15 protein-coding genes are annotated in these 18581 nt (G+C 62.6%); 5 read left to right on the plus strand and 10 right to left on the minus strand.

Annotated elements, in window-relative coordinates:
* Positions 1–71: 71 nt before the first annotated feature.
* The 5 genes from Q0X62_RS03720 to Q0X62_RS03740 are packed head-to-tail and all read left to right on the plus strand — an operon-like array spanning position 72 to position 6295.
* Positions 72–548, plus strand: coding sequence for an NAD(P)H-dependent oxidoreductase subunit E (locus Q0X62_RS03720; protein WP_297731810.1), 477 nt, complete (start codon positions 72–74; stop codon positions 546–548).
* Complete coding sequence (locus Q0X62_RS03725; protein WP_297731812.1) at positions 545–2080, plus strand: NADH-quinone oxidoreductase subunit NuoF; 1536 nt, start codon at positions 545–547, stop codon at positions 2078–2080. The genes Q0X62_RS03720 and Q0X62_RS03725 overlap by 4 nt, the downstream gene beginning before the upstream one ends.
* 9 nt (positions 2081–2089) lie before the next feature.
* Entirely contained in the window at positions 2090–4945 is a 2856-nt protein-coding gene (gene fdhF / locus Q0X62_RS03730; RefSeq protein ID WP_297731814.1) for a formate dehydrogenase subunit alpha, read from the plus strand.
* 37 nt (positions 4946–4982) lie between these two features.
* Complete coding sequence (gene fdhD, locus Q0X62_RS03735; protein WP_297731816.1) at positions 4983–5735, plus strand: formate dehydrogenase accessory sulfurtransferase FdhD; 753 nt, start codon at positions 4983–4985, stop codon at positions 5733–5735.
* The gene (locus tag Q0X62_RS03740) at positions 5732–6295 is read left to right on the plus strand and encodes an NTP transferase domain-containing protein (protein ID WP_297731818.1); all 564 of its coding nucleotides are present in this window, start codon (positions 5732–5734) and stop codon (positions 6293–6295) included. Before fdhD ends, Q0X62_RS03740 begins: the two co-directional genes overlap by 4 nt.
* 1 nt (position 6296) lies before the next feature.
* Here the strand turns inward: Q0X62_RS03740 and Q0X62_RS03745 are convergent, their stop codons facing one another.
* From Q0X62_RS03745 to Q0X62_RS03790, 10 genes are all read right to left on the minus strand, one after another.
* Complete coding sequence (locus tag Q0X62_RS03745; RefSeq protein WP_297731820.1) at positions 6297–8513, minus strand: hypothetical protein; 2217 nt, start codon at positions 8511–8513, stop codon at positions 6297–6299.
* A gap of 142 nt (positions 8514–8655) precedes the next feature.
* Positions 8656–10260, minus strand: a complete 1605-nt coding sequence (locus tag Q0X62_RS03750) for an AMP-binding protein (RefSeq protein ID WP_297731822.1) — start codon at positions 10258–10260, stop codon at positions 8656–8658.
* 66 nt (positions 10261–10326) lie between these two features.
* On the minus strand, positions 10327–10719 hold the full coding sequence (locus Q0X62_RS03755; protein ID WP_297731824.1) for a RidA family protein: 393 nt from the start codon (positions 10717–10719) through the stop codon (positions 10327–10329).
* Entirely contained in the window at positions 10719–11132 is a 414-nt protein-coding gene (locus tag Q0X62_RS03760) for a thioesterase family protein (protein WP_297731827.1), read from the minus strand. Before Q0X62_RS03760 ends, Q0X62_RS03755 begins: the two co-directional genes overlap by 1 nt.
* Complete coding sequence (locus Q0X62_RS03765; RefSeq protein ID WP_297731829.1) at positions 11129–12304, minus strand: acyl-CoA dehydrogenase family protein; 1176 nt, start codon at positions 12302–12304, stop codon at positions 11129–11131. Before Q0X62_RS03765 ends, Q0X62_RS03760 begins: the two co-directional genes overlap by 4 nt.
* A complete protein-coding gene (locus tag Q0X62_RS03770; RefSeq protein ID WP_297731831.1) occupies positions 12305–13117 on the minus strand; it encodes an enoyl-CoA hydratase family protein in 813 nt (270 codons plus the stop codon).
* A 3-nt stretch (positions 13118–13120) separates the two neighbouring features.
* Positions 13121–13594 carry a MarR family transcriptional regulator gene (locus tag Q0X62_RS03775; RefSeq protein WP_297731833.1) on the minus strand — a complete coding sequence of 158 codons (474 nt, stop codon included), beginning with the start codon at positions 13592–13594 and terminating at the stop codon, positions 13121–13123.
* Between the two features lies 1 nt (position 13595).
* Positions 13596–14345 (minus strand): SDR family oxidoreductase, encoded by a 750-nt coding sequence (locus Q0X62_RS03780; RefSeq protein WP_297731835.1) that lies wholly within the window; start codon positions 14343–14345, stop codon positions 13596–13598.
* On the minus strand, positions 14342–16627 hold the full coding sequence (locus tag Q0X62_RS03785) for a bifunctional salicylyl-CoA 5-hydroxylase/oxidoreductase (RefSeq protein ID WP_297731838.1): 2286 nt from the start codon (positions 16625–16627) through the stop codon (positions 14342–14344). Before Q0X62_RS03785 ends, Q0X62_RS03780 begins: the two co-directional genes overlap by 4 nt.
* Before the next feature lie 435 nt (positions 16628–17062).
* Positions 17063–18523 (minus strand): DASS family sodium-coupled anion symporter, encoded by a 1461-nt coding sequence (locus tag Q0X62_RS03790; protein ID WP_297731840.1) that lies wholly within the window; start codon positions 18521–18523, stop codon positions 17063–17065.
* Positions 18524–18581 lie beyond the last annotated feature (58 nt).

An 18581-nucleotide genomic window follows, 5' to 3' on the forward strand; every position in this document is an offset into this window, starting at 1 on the left:
TGGGAAGTCAGGCGTGACGCGTCATAATGCCCGACAACAAAAACCGATTTCGGGGAGACTGGCGTCAGACCATGCCCATATTGATCGATACGATCGATGACGCGACCGCCCGTGCCGCATGCGCACGCCAGGCGCACCGGCCTGACGCGCTGATCGAAGTTCTGCACGACATTCAACGCACCACCGGCTTCGTCTCTGACGCCGCCATTGCCACAATCGCTGACGCACTCAATCTGAGTCGCGCGGAAGTTCTGGGGGTGGTCAGCTTCTACCATGATTTTGACCGTCAGCCCGGCGCTCGCCACACGCTCAAACTCTGCCGCGCCGAGGCCTGTCAGGCGGCCGGCGGTGAAGCGGTGGCCCGCCGACTCGAGGCCGCTCTCGGCGGCACGAACAATGCCATTGCAATCCGCTCTGTCTATTGCCTCGGCAATTGCGCGCTCGGCCCCGCCGCACTTCTGGACGAGCGCCCGATCGGCCGGCTTGATCCGGACGCATTGATCGCGGAATTGACCGCCAGCGGCGCCCTGTCAGGAACCGCAGAATGAGCAAACCTGCCGATCGCGTCTTTGTTCCCGGCGACTCGGCTGCGCGCTCGGTCGGCGCCGACCAGGTCGCCGAAAGGCTCTCTGAGGCCCTGCCGGGAACCCGCGAGATCGTACGCAATGGCTCACGCGGCCTGTTCTGGCTTGAGCCGTTGGTCGAAGTCGAGCGCGATGGCAGGCGGCTGGGCTTCGGGCCGGTCACACCGGAGGATGTCGCCGGGTTGGTAGGCGCTGGTTTTCCAGCCAGCGGCCACAGGCTCGCCCTTGGGCCGGTAGAGGAAATTCCGCAACTCGCCCGTCAGCAACGTTTGATCTTCGCACGTTGCGGGCTGGCAGGTCCGCTGGACCTCGATGCCTACGCAGACAATGACGGGCTGAAAGGTCTTCAGGCGGCCCGCGCACTCACACCCGGTGCGATCATTGAGCAGGTCAAGACATCCGGCCTGCGTGGGCGCGGCGGCGCCGGCTTCCCCGCCGGGATCAAATGGGAGACAGCCCGCAAGGCCCAGGGCGAGCGCAAATATCTGTGCTGCAACGCCGATGAGGGCGATAGCGGGACCTATGCCGACCGCCTGCTGATGGAGGGTGACCCTTTCACGCTGATCGAAGGCATGAGCATTGCTGCGCGCGCCATTGGTGCGCGGCATGGCTTGGTCTATCTGCGCTCGGAATATCCCGACGCCATCCGCATACTCAAACAGGCGATCACACTCTGGCGTGAGGCCGGGCATTTCCGCGAGCTGATCGACGGCGCCGATTTCGATATCGAAGTCCGCACGGGGGCCGGCGCCTATATTTGCGGCGAAGAATCCTCGATGCTCAACAGCCTGGAAGGCAAGCGGGGCGAGGTCCGGGCCAAACCGCCCATACCGGCGATATCCGGCCTGTTCGGCCAACCGACGATCGTCAATAATGTGCTGACCTTGGGCAGTGTGCCCTGGATTCTCGAACATGGCGGCGAGGCCTATCGCGACTTCGGCACCGGCCGGTCGCGCGGCACCCAGGCCTTCCAGCTGGCTGGCGATGTCGCACAAGGCGCCCTGGTCGAGCTCGCTTTTGGCGTCTCGCTACGGAGCCTGATTGAGGATTTTGGTGGCGGCACACGGTCGGGTCGTCCGCTCCGTGCCGTCCAGGTGGGCGGCCCGCTCGGTGCCTATCTGGGAGAATCCGACCTAGATGTGGCCATGGATTACGAAGCGCTGGCAGAGATCGGCGGCATGCTGGGGCATGGCGGCATCGTTGTGTTCAATGACAGCGTCGACATGGCGCGCCAGGCTCGCTTTGCAATGGAGTTTTGTGCCATCGAATCCTGCGGCAAATGCACCCCCTGCCGCGTCGGAGCGACACGCGGCCGGGAGACGCTGGACAAAATCATCGCCGGCGACGAAATCGAGGCCAATCTCGATCTCCTTCAGGATTTATGTGAGCTGATGACTGATGGCTCGCTGTGCGCGATGGGAGGCCTGACGCCCATGCCGGTGCGCAGTGCGATTGAGCGTTTTCCCGAAGACTTCACCCGTCTGGCTGCCGAGTAGGACCCCGCCATGCCCCTGGTCAAGGAGATCGATTTCGGAACCCCGGCGCCGGCTGCGAGCGAGAGAACCGCGACGCTCGAGATCGACGGCTTCCAGGTCACGGTCCCCGAGGGCACCAGCATCATGCGCGCGGCTATGTCGCTGGGCACGCAAATCCCCAAACTCTGCGCGACTGACAATCTGAAAGCCTATGGGTCCTGCCGCCTCTGCCTGGTCGAGATCGACGGCAAGCGTGGCACGCCGGCCTCCTGCACCACGCCGGTCGAGCCCGGGATGAAGGTCACAACCCAATCCGACCGTCTGGCACGCCTGCGTCGCGGCGTGATGGAACTCTATATTTCCGACCACCCGCTCGACTGCCTGACCTGTTCGGATAATGGCGATTGCGAGCTTCAGGACATGGCTGGCGCCGTCGGCCTGCGCGATGTCCGCTACGGTTTCGCTGGCGAAAATCACGGCGGTCAGGCGAAGGATGTTTCCAACCCCTATTTCGACTTCGAACCCTCCAAATGCATTGTCTGTTCACGCTGCGTGCGCGCCTGTGACGAGGTCCAGGGCACACTGGCCCTGACCGTCGAAGGCCGCGGCTTTGACTCCCATATCTCGGTCGGCGGGCCGGACTTCTTCAATTCCGAATGCGTCTCCTGCGGGGCCTGCGTCCAGGCGTGTCCCACTGCAACACTCCAGGAGAAGGCGGTCGTCGAGCACGGCGTGCCCGACCGGTCGGTGAGGACGACTTGCGCCTATTGCGGTGTCGGCTGTTCCTTCAAGGCCGAGCTAAAGGGCGACCAGGTCATCCGCATGGTGCCGGACAAGGATGGCAAGGCCAATCACGGCCATTCCTGCGTGAAAGGCCGCTTTGCCTGGGGCTATGCCTCCCACGCAGACCGCATCACAACGCCCATGATCCGCGACACAATCGATCAGCCCTGGCGCGAGGTCAGCTGGGATGAGGCGATCGGCTTCGCGGCAGACCGGCTCAAAGCAACCCAGGCCGAACATGGTCGCAAATCAATCGGAGCCATCTCGTCCTCGCGCTGCACGATCGAGGAGGTCTGGCTGGTCCAGAAAATGGTCCGCACCGCCTTCTCCAACAATAATATCGACACCTGTGCCCGGGTCTGCCATTCGCCCACCGGCTATGGCCTGAAACAGACCTATGGCACCTCCGCCGGCACCCAGGATTTCGACAGCGTCGAAGAGGCGGATGTGATCCTGCTCATCGGCGCCAATCCGACCGATGCGCATCCGGTATTCGCCTCGCAAATGAAGCGGCGCCTGCGCGCTGGCGCCAAGTTGATCGTGGCCGATCCGCGTGCCATCGATCTGGTGCGCACCCCGCATGTCGAAGCGGCCCATCACCTGGCCCTGCAGCCGGGCACCAATGTCGCGCTGGTCAACGCGTTCGCGCATGTCGCGGCCGTCGAAGACCTGCTGGATGGGCGCTTTATTGCCGAACGCTGTGAGACGGATTCCTTCGACGACTGGCTCGCCTTCATCAAGGATGAAGCCAACTCTCCAGAAAGTGCCGCGGCGATCACAGGTGTACCGGCGGAGGACATCCGGGCGGCGGCGCGCCTCTATGCCAGCGGCGGCAACGCGGCGATCTATTACGGGTTGGGCGTTACTGAACACAGCCAGGGTTCGACCATGGTCATGGGCATGGCCAATCTCGCCATGGCAACCGGCAATATCGGCCGTCGCGGCGTTGGCGTGAACCCGCTGCGCGGGCAAAACAATGTCCAGGGCTCCTGCGATATGGGCTCATTCCCGCATGAATTCCCCGGCTATCGCCATGTCAGCGATGACGGCACCCGCGCCATGTTCGAAGCGGCCTGGGAACACAAGCAGGACGCCGTGCCGGGCCTGCGCATTCCCAACATGTTCGACGAGGCCTGTGCCGGAAATTTCCGCGGACTCTACGTCCAGGGCGAGGATATCGCCCAGTCCGATCCCAATACCCAGCATGTCGAAGCGGCGCTTAAGGCGCTCGACATTCTCATTGTCCAGGACCTCTTCCTGAATGAGACCGCGCGCTTCGCCCATGTCTTCCTGCCCGGCACCTCCTTCCTCGAGAAAGATGGCTGCTTCATCAATGCCGAGCGTCGCATCAACCGGGTCCGCCCGGCGATCCGCAACAAGACAGGTATGGATGAGTGGGCGGCCACGCAGGCACTGACAGAGGCGATGGGCTATTCGGTGAAGCCTTTCACCTCGAGCTCGGAGATCATGGATGAGATCGCGGCCCTCACGCCGACATTCGCGGGGGTGACCCATGCGCGCCTCGACCAGGAGGGCAGCGTACAATGGCCGTGCAATGAACAAGCGCCGCAGGGCACGCCCATCATGCATGTCGACGGTTTCGTGCGCGGCAAAGGCAATTTCGTGGTCACCGAGTTCGTGCCGACGACCGAGCGCACCAATCGCAAATTCCCGCTCATCCTGACCACGGGCCGCATCCTCAGCCAGTACAATGTCGGCGCCCAATCGCGGCGCACCGAGAATTCGCGCTGGCATGACGAGGATGTGCTGGAGCTGCATCCCAGCGACGCGGAAACACGTGGCATCCAGGACGGACAATGGGTCTCCGTCCGCTCCCGCAAGGGTGAGATCACGGTGCGGGCCCGCCTCTCCGAACGCATGGCGCCGGGTGTGGTCTATACAACCTTCCACCATCCCGAGACCGGCGCCAATGTCATTACGACCGAGAATTCGGATTGGGCAACCAGCTGCCCGGAATACAAGGTGACAGCGGTTGAGGTGGGCCCGGCCAATCATCGCTCCGCCTGGCAGGAAGCCCATGCCGAGCAAGCGGGACCAAGCCGGCAGATCCAGCGAGATGATCGTGTCGAACCGGCCGAGTAACCGACCTTGCGTTAAAGAGCAGGGCGTTGCCGCAGCCGTGGCGAGAGACATCGTGCTGGCCGATGGTGCCGCGTGGGCCGTGCCCGAAGAGGTCCCTGTGGCCCTCGTGTATAACCGGCGCAACTACGCCGTCATGCTGGCAACACCCGATAATCTTGGCGATTTCGCGATCGGATTCTCGCTCGCCGAGGGCATTATCCACAACGCCGGCGAAATCGAGGCCATCGAGATCGTCAGTCAGGAGAGCGGGACGGATCTGCACATCACGCTGAATGCGGAGCGACTGGAGCGCTTCGACCTCATCCAGCGCCGCCGCAACTTGCCCGGTCGGGCGGGATGCGGCCTCTGCGGTCTGGAAAACGCTGAAAGTCTGACAGCACCGTTGCCGCCCATCGCTGACCGGGCGATCGAGATCAGCCTGGTCGCGCTCGCCACCGCCATGGCCGCCCTGCCGGACTGGCAGCCCCTCAATGCCCGAACCCGCTCGGTTCATGCCGCGGCCTGGGCGGATGCCGACGGGAAACTCCTGACCTCCCGCGAAGATGTCGGGCGGCACAATGCCCTCGACAAGCTGATCGGCGCCCTGGCCCGTGACGAACGCGACGCCTCGAAGGGCTTCGTCGTCATGTCCAGTCGTTGCTCCTATGAGCTGGTCGAGAAAGCCGCGCGCGCCGGACTGCCGGCCATCGCGACGCTGTCCGCGCCCACCGCCTTTGCGATCCGAAAGGCCCGGGAAGCGCGCATCACGCTCTATGCCCGCAGCAAGGGGCGCTTCGTGCGCGTGACATGACACGCTTCGGACTCATCCTCGCCGGCGGCCAGGCCCGACGCATGGGCGGCGCTGACAAGGCATTGGCCCAACTGAAAGGGCGTCACCTGATCGAGCACGTCGCCGAACGTCTGACACCGCAGGTCGATCAGGTCCTGATCTCAGGGCGCGCTGACTATGGAAGCGAAATGAAGGTTCTGACCGATGGGCCCGTCGGTCCCGCCGGACCTGCGGCCGGGCTTTTTGCCGCCGCGCAATACCTCGCCGATCACCCAGCGAGCATTGTGATTGCGGTCCCGGTGGACGCACCCTTCCTGCCGCTGGATCTGGTCGAGCGTCTGTGCGCGGGATCGCTGCCAGCCGTCGCCCACGCGGGCGGCCGGCTGCAGCCGGCCTTCTCGGCCTGGACACAGGACGAACTGGTCGCGCAGCTCGCGCGCCACCCGGCCGGGCAAGGCCTGGCCCTGGGTCAGTTGGCCCGGGACGCCAACGCCCGGACCGTCAAATTCGACGACCCGGGCGCTTTTTTCAATATCAATTCCGCCGATGACCTGGCAGCGGCCGAAGCGCGCTCCGGATAACTCAGCCCGGCGCCGTGAAATGCGGTGCGTCGAATTGGTAGGCCGGTTGCGGCGGCGTTGATGTGGACGGCGCAACGTCGAGCGAATAGCCCGTGCCCGAACACACGCCCGGCGCTTCCGGCATGGTGCGACGGAAGACCATCAGGGCGGAATGGTCATAGCCGGTCGTATCAACCGTGCCGCGACGCCCCAGCGGAGTCACATCGACCACGCCGTCGCGATGCCCCAGGGCGATCAGCTCCAGACCGTCATCGCCGCTCAACCCGAAGTCATAACGCCCGTTCAGCTCGAGGGCGATATAGTTTGCGCCCAGCTGCTCCAACCCGCCCTTGGACATCCAGCCTCGCTCGCTGTTCAGGGTGTGCTGGATATTCACGGTATCGGTGAACATCGGGGCCAGATCGTAAGCCATGGCGTAATTCTGGGCCCGCCACCGCTGGATCACCTCCGGAATGGTCGTGCCGACCCGCTCGAGCGGGGCCGACATGGTCTCAAACCCGTCCAGCGTGACACTGTTTTCCCACATCTCCACGATGAGACGCTCGCCATAGCTGTCGGCAATCGATTGCAGCAAGGTCCATTGGGCGTAGTCAAACCCGTCCTGGCTTGTTGTCCAGCAGACTTCCGGCGAACCGTAATCTGTGGCGACATAGTCGGTGGCATCCTGGTCGCTGCCGACGGTCGTGGTCTCCGTCCAGGAGGCGGTCGCCTCATAGAGCCAGTCAAGCCCCTCTTCGGAATCATAGCCAAACTGGATGACATGATTGAATTCATGCGTCGCTGTGGCGCGCATCAGGCTGTGTACCGGCGCCGTCTTGCCCATGCCGACAAAATCATTGTCGACCACAAAGACGGTCCGCGCCGCCGACGTCTCGCGAACGTCACCCGTGTGCACATTGTCAAAGACGATTTGAACCGGATAGGTCACGCCCATCGATCCATCCGCGTCAGCGACATAGGCCGTATAGCGCCCGTCATCGTCACGAACCGGTTCCGCCCAACCGATGCGCGACACTTGCTCATCGAGCATGGCTTGCAGGGTGACACCGACCGATTCAGCGTACTCCGTGGATGAAGCGTCGACGCCTTCAAGCGTGTAGTGAACGCGGAAATCTTCGGTCTCAAGGACCAGTTCCGGCCCACTCAGCGCGACTCGGTTCTCCAGCAATTCCTGCAGGGTGTCGACGACAGTCCCGTCCACGAAAGACAGTTCGAGACGGTAATCGCCACTGCTCTCGCCACTGCGATAGCGTCTCAGTTCCAAGGTGTAGCTGCCATCGGCCGGCGCCGTGAAGGCAATCGCGGAGTTCAGCGATCCATCACCCCGATCATCATTGAGCGCGACCGGGAAACCGTCTTCACCAACCAGGCGCAGCACGGTGTCGAGGTCACCGTTGAGCGCTTCGGCCAGAACCATCACGGTCTGGCCGGCTTCCAGCTCGAGCGGATAATCGAATTCGGTGACTCGGCCACCAATCGAACCCGTTTGCTCGGCGAACACATCCCGCTCGATCGAGTCGAAATCGAACGGCACTTCAGCATTCGGGTCTGTCGCAATGGAGAGCATGAGATCGCCCGATCCATCGCCACCATAGGTGCTCACGACAACCCGGAAATCGCTGGTCTCTTCCGCTTGATAGACCAGTTGCGAGTTCAGGCTGCCATCACCGCGGTCGTCATTCTGGGCGATCACCTCTCCACTGCCGTCCAGCAGGGCCAGCGTCGTGTCGAGCCCTTCGGTCAGCGCGTAGGTGGTGACAACAAGGATGTCGTCGCTCGAGAGGCTGACCGGATAGCTGGCTTCGCGGCGACTGGCGTCGAGCGAAACCCGCTCTTCCGCCATGATGTCAGCTTCACTGGTGAGACCGAAATCAAGGCCGTCGGCGATGGTCAGCTCGAACGCGCCGGTTGCACCGCCATAACCTGTTACGACTGCGGAGTAATCACCGCTGGTCGCGGCAACATAGATGATCTGCGATGTCAGATCGCCAGGGGCGCGGTCATCGTTTTCAGCGACAGCACGTCCATCAGGCCCAAAGAGCTCAAGGACAGTATCGAGGCGATCCGCCGAGGCGGTCGACAGGGTGACAAGCTGACCGGCCTCCAGGGAGATCTCGGTGACGGCGCGCGGTGCGGCCTCTGTCACTTCACCGGCGACCGTGCGGTCCTCCGCGTCTTGCGCCAGAGCGCTCCCAGCCAGACACACGAATGCACCCAAAACATATCCGACGCGCACAGACACCTCCCGAAAATCGCTCACCGCCCCCAGAGCGATGTGTCGCGCGAGATGTACCGGCATCTCGACACCACCACAAGCAATCCACCACGCGCGAGCGCAGCGCGACGCCAAGCGAAAACGTCTATCGCAAGCGGTATCGCTGAACTTTCCCGGTCTGGGTTTTCGGCAATGCATCCAGAAATTCGACCGCCCTGGGATATTTGTAAGGCGCGATCTCGGCTTTCACATGAGCTTGAAGCGCCTCGATCATGGCGGCGTCGCCGTCATGATCCGGCTTGAGCACGACGAACGCCTTCACGATCGTGCCTCGCTCTTCATCCGGCGCGCCCACCACGGCGCACTCAGCCACCGCTTCATGGGTCAACAACGCCTGCTCCACTTCGGGTCCGGCAATATTATAGCCGGCCGCGACGATGAGATCATCGGCCCGGGAGAAATACCAGAAATAGCCATCCTCATCACGGCGATACAGATCCCCTGTGATATTCCAGCCATCGATGACATAATCTGCCTGGCGCGGATCATCGAGGTAGAGACAGCCGGTCGGCCCTCGCACTGCGAGCCGACCGACCTCACCGCAGGGCATGTCCTGCCCCTGCTCATTGATGACTCGGGCTTCGTAGCCTGGAACCGGCAGTCCGGTTGCGCCGGGCCGGATTTCACTGCCTGACGCCGAGATGAAAATATGGATCATCTCTGTCGCCCCGATCCCGTCGATCAGTCGTATGCCGGTCTTTTCCAAGACCGCATCAGAGGTCGCCTTGGGCAGGGATTCACCGGCCGAAACTGCCTTGTGAACCGACCCCATGTCATAATTGCCCCACAAACCCATCAAGGCCCGATAACCCATGGGGGCCGTGAAAAGCGTGGTGACGCCATAGCGCTCCACGGTCTCGCACAGGGCTTCAAACCCGGGTCTATCCGCCAAGGCAACAGCAATGCCGGAGCGCGCCGGAAAGACCACAAAGGCGCCGAGGCCGAAAGTGAAGGCGAAGGGCGGTGTGCCGGCATAGATTTCGTCCGACTCGGGCGCGAGCGTGTGCCGACCGAATGTGTCGGCCATGGCCAGGACGCTGGAATGGAAGTGTGCGCAGGCCTTCGGGTGGCCGGTTGTTCCCGAGGTGAAGGCCAGCAGCGCGATATCGTCCCGCGAGGTGTCAGCATTGGTGAATGTCGCCGGCTTGCCCGCCATCGCGATCGCCAACGCCCCGCCCGCTCCCCAGCATTCGATCCGCTTTAGGACAGGATGGGCACTCGCCGCCTCGCGGACCGGATCGAGGAGGGCGGGATCACACAAGGCAAAGGCGACCTGGCCCTTGTCAATCACCTTGCCCAATTCGAGAGCGCGCAGCATCGGCATGGTAGTCACGGCAACCGCCCCGGCCTTCAAGACCGCGTACCAGGCCAGCATCAGGTCGATCCCGTTCGGCCCGTGCAACAGGACCCGATTGCCCGGAACAATGCCCAGATCATCGACAAGGTAATGAGCCAGTCGGTTCGCTTCCTCGAGCAGTTCGGCATAGGTCAGCGTCCGGTCGGGACTATAGACCGCAACCCGATCCCCCCAGCCCTTCGCGACAGCGCCGTCCAGCAGCTCAGCGCCGCAATTGAGGCGCGCCGGATAGTCAAGATCCGCAGCCTCGAAGCGAAAATCCGGCCATTGCTCGCGCGATGGCAGACGATCACGTGTAAAGCCATCCACATGGCCAGACGTCTGTAATGTCATCACGTCCTCCCCGACGCGTTTGACGCTCATTCTTGGCCGGACCGGCCCGGGTCCGGTGATGCCGATTCAGCGCGGCAGCACGGCAGTCGTTTCGATCTCGACCTTGGCACGCGGCTCGATCAGGCCTTGCACGATGACAAAGGCCATGGCCGGGTAATTCCGCCCCATCCTCTGTTTCCAGATTTCGCCAAGCTCGCGGCCGGCAGCCAGGTATTCATCGCGCCCCGTCACATAGCCGGTCATTCGAACAACATGCTCCGGCCCGGCTCCGGCCTCAGCCAAGACTGCCAGCGTATTGTCGATCACCTGGCGGAATTGCGCCGCAAAGTCGTCCGAGACGATCTCACCGCTCGCGTCCCAGCCAATCTGACCGGCAACGTGGACTGTGCGCCCTTCCGCGAGAACTCCGTTGGAATAACCCTTGGGGCGCGGCCAGCCGGGCGGTTGCAAAATCTGCATCAGACGGTCTCCTCAAATGCCTGCATCCGCTCACGCAAGGCTGGCGGGATGGCGATCGGCTTGTTGGCCGGTCCATCAATGAAAACCAGGGTCGGGCGGGCGATCATGCGAACTTCGTCACCGCACCGGGCGGTCAGGGTCAGCTTTATCGAGGACCGCCCGAGCTCGCGCACGACCAGCGAGAAATCGAGCGTATCATCAAGGCGACTGGGCGCCTTGAACTCGGCTTCCATGTGGGCCAGCGGAACGCCATGCGGCCCTTTGACGATCATGGCATCGAAGCCATAGCCCAGACCGTCGTCGAACCAGTCCTCGATCATTCCGTTGATCATCTCGAAATAGCGCGGATAGAAAACGATCCCGGCCGGATCGACATCGGCAAAGCGCACGCGGCGGGAGCGATCAAAACTCATGCCCCGGCCTCCGCCAGATGCGAGCGTGCTATTACAAGCTTCTGGACTTCCGACGCGCCCTCATAGATGCGCAAGGCCCGGATTTCCCGGTAGAGCGCCTCGGCGACATTACCCTTGGTCACGCCCAGCCCGCCGAATATCTGGACCGCGGCGTCGATCGCCTTCTGGGCCGCCTCGGTTGCATAGAGCTTGGCCATGGCCGCTTCGCGGGTGACGCGGGCGGCACCACCATCCTTGGTCCAGGCCGCGCGATAGATCAGCAGCGCCGCCGCGTCGATATCGACCGCCATCTCGGCCAATTGCGTCTGGACCCCCGGAAGATCTGCCAGTGGAGCGCCGAAGAGCTCGCGCCCGCGCGCGCGCGCTGTGGCCTCGTCCAGTGCACGCCGGGCAAAGCCCAGCGCCGCCGCGCCGACGGTCGAGCGGAAGACGTCCAGCGTCGACATGGCGATCCTGAAACCGGCCCCGCCCTCACCCAGACGATGGTCCACCGGGACCCGGCAATTCTCGAACCGCAAGCAGGCCAGCGGATGCGGCGCCATGGTCTCGATACGCTCGGCGATGACGAGACCCGGCGTATTTGCCGGCACGATGATGGCACTCAGGCCGCGCGCGCCATCGGCCTCGCCCGTGCGCGCGAAAACGACGTAGAAGTCGGCGATTCCGCCATTGGAGATGAAGGTCTTCTCGCCCTCGATGACGTAATGGCCGCTATCAAGGCGCGCCTCAGTCGTGATCGCTGCGACGTCTGAGCCGGCCTCGGGTTCGGTCAAAGCAAAGGCCGCGCACAGCTCACCCGAGGCCACACCTGGCAGCCAGGCCTGTTTCTGTGCGGACGTCCCGAACAGCGATATGGCCCCGGACCCCAGGCCCTGCATGGCGAACACGAAATCGGCGAGACCGGAGCGGTAAGCCAGGTGCTCGCGGACAAGGCAGAGCGAGCGGACATCCAGTGACTCCTGCGCGCCACCATAGGCCGACGGAACGACCTGACGGGTCAAACCGGCCTCACCCAGCGCGGCGCGAATCTCGGCACAATCCGCATCGATATCGGCATGTTCGGAAAAGCCTGTCTCGCCAAATCGCGTTTTCGCCCAATCGGACAATTGCGCGGCGAGGGCGCGATGATAATCGTCAAAAAAGGGCCAGGCCAGATAGCTGGTATCGGACATTCAATCCCCCTCGAAGACGGGCTTTTCGCGCGCGACGAAAGCTTCATAGGCGCGCTCGAAGTCGCGGGTCTGCATGCAGATCGCCTGGGCCTGGGCTTCCGACTCGATGGCGGTATGCAGGCCCATATCCCATTCGGTATTGAGCTGGTTCTTGGTCATGGCATTGGCGAAATTCGGCCCGCTCGCGATCCGCCTAGCCCAGGCCTGCGCCGTTTCCATCAGGGCGTCCGCCTCGACGATGGAGTTGTAGAAGCCCCAGCGCTCGCCCTCCTCGGCCGACATGGAACGCCCGAAGAAAAGAAGCTCGCTCGCACGGCCCTGGCCGATCAGCCGTGGGAGGATGGCGCAGGCACCCATATCGCAGCCGGCGAGTCCGACACGATTGAAGAGAAAAGCGGTCTTGGCCGCGGGTGTCGCCACGCGCAGGTCAGATGCCATCGCCATGATCGCACCTGCACCGACACAGACCCCGTCCACCGCGGCGATCACCGGCTGCGGACAATCGCGCATCGCCTTGACCAGATCGCCGGTCATCCGCGTGAAATCGAGCAGGCCGGCCATGTCTTTCTTGACCAGCGGGCCGATGATGTCGTGGACGTCACCACCGGAACAGAAGTTTCCGCCCGCACCCGTGACGATTACGGACTGGACGGACCTGGCATAGACAAGGTCGCGGAAAAGGTCGCGCAGCTCGGCATAACTTTCGAAGGTCAGAGGATTCTTGCGATCCGGGCGGTTCAACGTGATTGTGGCGACACCGTCCTCGAATGACCAAAGAAAATGTTCAGGCTGGAGCGTGTTGGGATCAAGCATGATCTATCCGTTCGTTTCGACTTGGAGACTGCGGAGCAGGGCTTCGGAATGACGGGCGAGCGACGTCGCGCTGGCCGGTGGGAGGTCAGCCAGCAATTCTGTCAGCCACCCGGCATGTGCCTGTGCCATGCGGGAAAAGGTGGCCCGGCCTTCGTCGGTCAGCGCGACACGAAAACTGCGGCGGTCCTGCGGCTGCGCTTCGCGCGTCACCAGCCCGTCTGCCAGCATGCGGCTTATCAAGCCCGTGACATTGCCATTGGTCACCAGAAGCCGGTCGGACAGTTCGCCCATGAGCAGACCATCTGGCGCGCGGTCGAGCGCCGAAAGCGCATCAAAGCGCGACAGGCTGACCCCGAATTCGCGCTGGAAACGGCTTCGCAGCTCGCGCTCAATCAGGGAGACCGGGCGATAGAGGCGCAGCCACAGCTTGACCGCCTGCCGGTCATCCTCCTGCGTCTTGTCGGCGCCTGATCTCATTTCAGATCGCCCCTCCGGATATGGTGATTGCCTGGCCGGAGACTGACCCTGAATGCGGCGAGCACAACCAGGCGACCGCCTCGGCAACCTCGACGGGCTGGATCAGGCGACCTTGCGGGTTCTCCTTGGCCAGCTCAGCCAGCGCCTGGTCCCGCGTGCGACCGGTCTTGGCCATGATATTGGCGATCGCATCCTCGACAATCTGCGTCTCGACAAAGCCGGGGCAGACCGCGTTCACGGTCAGGTTTGTTTGCGCGTATTCCAGCGACAGCGACTTCGTCAGTCCGACAACGGCATGCTTGGACGCGACATAGGGGGCGACATAGGCCCCGCCGCGCAGGCCCGCGATAGAGGCGATATTGATAATTCGGGCATAGTCCGCCCGGATCATCGAACCGAGCACGGCTTGAGTACAGCGCACCAAGCCTTCCACATTCACGGCCTGGATCTGGCGCCAATCGTCCATTGAGGTCTTGGTGAAGGCGCACGCGGCGGCGATGCCGGCATTATTGATCAGAATATCGATCGGCCCGCTGGCCTTGAACGCCGCCTCGACACTCGCATCATCCGTAACATCGCAACGGATGGCACGGGCCCGCTCCAGCGTCCCGGCCGCGGCTTCCAGACGCTCGAGGTCGCGCCCCATGAGCAGGGTCTCGATCCCCTCGACATCGAGACGGCTGGCACAGGCCAGGCCAATCCCGGTGCCACCGCCGGTGATGACAGCCCGTTTTCCGGTGAGCTTGCTCATGCGCGCTCCTCCATTTGCTGAGCGCGCTGCAGATTGCGCGATAATTGGTCAAACCCGGCCAGGTATTGGCGCGGGACCGCGACGCCCCGATCAGCCAGCTCCGCAGCGGCGCGGAGCGTCCAGTTGGGGTCGAGCAGATGCGGGCGGGCGAGGGCGACGAGGTCTGCCCGACCGGCAGCCAGGATCGAATTCACATGATCCGGCTCGTAGATATTGCCGACGGCCATTGTGGCACAGCCGAGCGTATTGCGGATCTGATCGGAGTAAGGCGTCTGGAACATGCGGCCGTAGACCGGACGCGCGTGCGGTGTGGTCTGACCTGCCGACACATCGATCAAATCAGCGCCGGCGGCCATGAAGGCCTGGGCGACCTGCACACTCTCATCCGCCTCAATGCCCTGACCCGCCACCCAGTCAGTTGCCGAGATGCGGACAGCCATGGGCTTCTCGTCAGGCCAGACCTCACGCATCGCGGTAAAAACTTCGAGCGGGTAGCGCAGGCGGTTCTCCAATGATCCGCCATAGGCGTCGGTGCGATGATTGGAGATCGGCGTGATGAAGGAGGACAGGAGATAGCCGTGAGCGCAGTGCAACTCGACCATGTCGAACCCGGCTTCCAACGCGCGCTCGGTTGCGCGGACGAAATCGGCACAGATCCGGTCCATATCTTCCCGGTCCATCTCGATCGGGATCTGATTGCCGTCATCCCAGGGAATGGGAGACGGGCCATAGATTGGCCAGTTGCCGCTCTCCAGCGGCACATCATAGCCATCCCAGCCCAGCTTGGTGGAGCCTTTGCGGCCAGCATGGGAAAGCTGGATCGCCATGCGGGCACGCGACTGCCCATGCGCGAAATCCGTGATTTCGCGCCAGGCCGCGACATGCGCGTCCGTGTAAAGGCCGGCACATCCCGGTGTGATCCGGGCATCGGCACTGACATCGGTCATTTCGGTATAGACCAGACCCGCCCCACCCAGACAGCGAGCACCGTAATGGACGCGATGAAACGCGCCGGGCATACCCTCAACCGCCGAGTACATGCACATCGGCGAGACGACGATGCGGTTCGCCAAATGCATGTCCCGGAGCGTGAATGGCGCGAACATGGGCGGCCGCGCCGCCCCTCTGTCGCCACTGCCTAAGAACCAGGACTCGACCCCAGACAGCCAGGCCGCATCGCGAAGTCGCAGATTTTCGTGACTGATGCGCTGCGATCGGGTCAGCAGGGAGTAGGCAAACTGCTTGGGCGAAAAACCGGTATAGCGCTCCAGATTTTCGAACCATTCGGTTGAATTGCGCGCGGCGCTTTGCAGTTTGAGCACCTCGACCTTGCGCGCCTCCTGATAGTCCAACAGCCCCTCGGCGACCGGCTTGTCGGCACTGGTCAGGACATCCGCCAGCATGATCGCGTCCTCAAAGGCCAGCTTGGTGCCCGATCCGATCGAGAAATGCGCCGTGTGGGCGGCGTCGCCCAGAAGGACGAGCTTGTCGTGAACCCAGGTCTCACACAGCACGCGCGGGAAATTCAGCCAGGCCGAACCGCGCAGGTGCCGCGCATTGGACATAAGGGGCTCGTCATCCAGCCAGGCCGAGAACAAGGCCTCGCAGGCCCGACAGGTCTCGGTCTGATCCATTTTGGCGAAGCCCAGTGCGTCCCAGGTCTCGGGCGCGCACTCGACGATAAAGGTCGAGGTGCCATCATCGAACTTGTAGGCGTGAGCCCAGACCCAGCCATGCTCGGTCTCGGTGAAGATGAAGGTGAAGGCGTCGAAAACCTTGTGCGTGCCCAGCCAGATGAACTTGTTCCGGCGCACATCGATATCGGGCTTGAAATGGTCGGCATAGGCGGCGCGAATTTTCGAGTTCAAACCGTCCGAAGCCACAATCATGTCAGCATCGGCATAGCGCTCGAGGCCCGCGTCCACCTCACATTCGAAATGGAGGCCGACACCGAGGTCCCGCGCCCGATCCTGCAGGATATTCAGCAGATGTTTGCGTCCGATACCGCAGAAGCCGTGGCCGCTTGACGTCTCGACCTCGCCCCGGAAATGCACGTCGATATTGTCCCAGTGCGCCAGATTGTCCCCGATGGACTTGGCGCTGACCGGGTCATTGCCTTGGAGATTCTCCATCGTCTGATCGGAAAAGACCACGCCCCAACCGAAAGTGTCACCGGGTCGATTGCGTTCATAGACGTCGACCCGACAATCCGGATCGCGCAGCTTCATTGAGATCGCGAAATAGAGACCGGCTGGCCCCCCGCCCAAACAGGCAATCTTCATCGCACACCGCTCCACCCTGATGCGAGGTTATTTTAGGTATAAACTATCGAGCTACCAAGCCCAACAAACACCCGAATAACGGGCGACCTCACTCCAGGCCCTGCTCGATATTGAGTATGCAGGGAAATCGCCCCGCCTCGATCAGCTCGAAAGTCTGGTCAGGGGCAGGCGAAACTTAACGTACCGGCTTCGCTGAAACGCCCGGCTTGTGCGCACGGAGAGCACTCGAACGCGAGGGGATTCCGCTGGGGCGAGCCGTTCAATTTAATCTTGAAAATTCAGGAAAAAATGTGGCGGCTCAGGCAGACAAAATCTGCTCGGTCTCGGCCATTCATAAGCCGGAGCATACCGCCACAGCATGAGGACATACCCTGCAAGCGCAGGCCAAGCCTCACCCGATACGCGGAAGTCGCATGGTTTCGATCCTGGTCCAGGTCAGAATACACGAGGCGCGATAAAGAGCGATACCATGCTCAAAACGGCCACGGCGATGATATTGAGTACCAGACCAACGCGCGCCATGGCTGGAATGGCTACAAGCCCGGAACTGAACACGACCGCATTCGGCGGGGTCGCCACTGGCAGCATGAAGGCGCAGCTGGCGGCCAGTGTGACGGGAATGACGTAGACCAGAGGGTCCTGCCCGGTCTCGACGCCGATGGCCGCGATCACCGGCAGGAAGGTCGCCGTCGTGGCCAGGTTGCTGGTTAGTTCTGTGATGAAGATCACCAGCGCGGTCGCCACCACAATCAACAGAACGGCATTGATGGTACCAACGCCCACCAATTGCTGCCCGAGCCACAGAGCCAGACCCGATGCTGTAACGGCCGAGGCCAGAGCCAAGCCGCCGCCGAACAGGACCAAGACGCCCCAAGGCAGTTTCGTTACTGCATCCCAGGTCATAAGGGTTTCACCCTTCTGACCCGATGGAATGAGAAAGGCTGCCACAGCGGCCGCCATCGCCACGCCGGTGTCCGTGACCTCCCCCACAAATGGCAAGTCATTCAACCAGCCTCGCGACAGCCAGCCGCCGACCAGGAAGGCGAACAGCAGTGCCGTCCGCAGCTCCGCTTTGCTCATCTCGCCAAGGCCCGAGCGCATGCTCCGGATGTGGCGCACCGCTTCGTCCGAGGCCTTGAAGTCGATCGGGTAAATGAAACGCGTCAGCACGAACCAGGCGATGGGCAGCATGATCAGGGACACTGGCAGACCAACCAGCATCCATCGGGCAAAGTCGATTTCGACCCCGTAATTGTCCGCCATGAAGCCGGCCATGAAAGCATTCGGCGGTGTTCCGACGAGGGTGGCGAGACCGCCCAGTGTTGAGCCGTAGGCAAGCCCCAGCAAGAGTGAGATTCCGAAATTCTCGCTTTGTCGCGTCTGCAATGTGGGCATGGTTTCACGGATCACCGTGACCACGGACATCGCGATCGGGAGCAGCATCAAAGTTGTCGACGTGTTTGAAATCCACATGCTCACAAAGGCTGCAGATCCCATAAATCCGGCAACCAGCCCGCGCGCATCCGCACCGGCCAGTGAAAAGACCAAAAGGGCGATACGCCGGTGCAGGCCACACCGCTCGATCGCCAGTGCCACCACGAAGCCACCGAAGAACAGATAGATGATCGGGTGGGCATAGGGTGCCGCGATACTGGACATAGGCACCACACCCAAAAGCGGCAGAGCAACCAGCGGCAAGAATGCCGTCATAGCAACGGGAATGGCCTCGGTGGCCCACCAGATGGCCATCCACAGGCCAATAGCGGCGACCAGCACGCCCTCTCTTGGCAAACCCTCGGGCGAAAACGTGAAAGCAAGGAGCGCGGCGAGCACAGGGCCCAGAACCAAGCCGATACGTTGGTAGGATGCAGGTCCGGAATAGTCGTGTGTGGTCATCAGGTCGGCCTTCGGGATTGAGGTCGGCAATCGGCAGTCCATAACGGCACGGATGCGA

Source organism: uncultured Maricaulis sp. (genome assembly GCF_947259345.1).
Lineage (GTDB): Bacteria > Pseudomonadota > Alphaproteobacteria > Caulobacterales > Maricaulaceae > Maricaulis.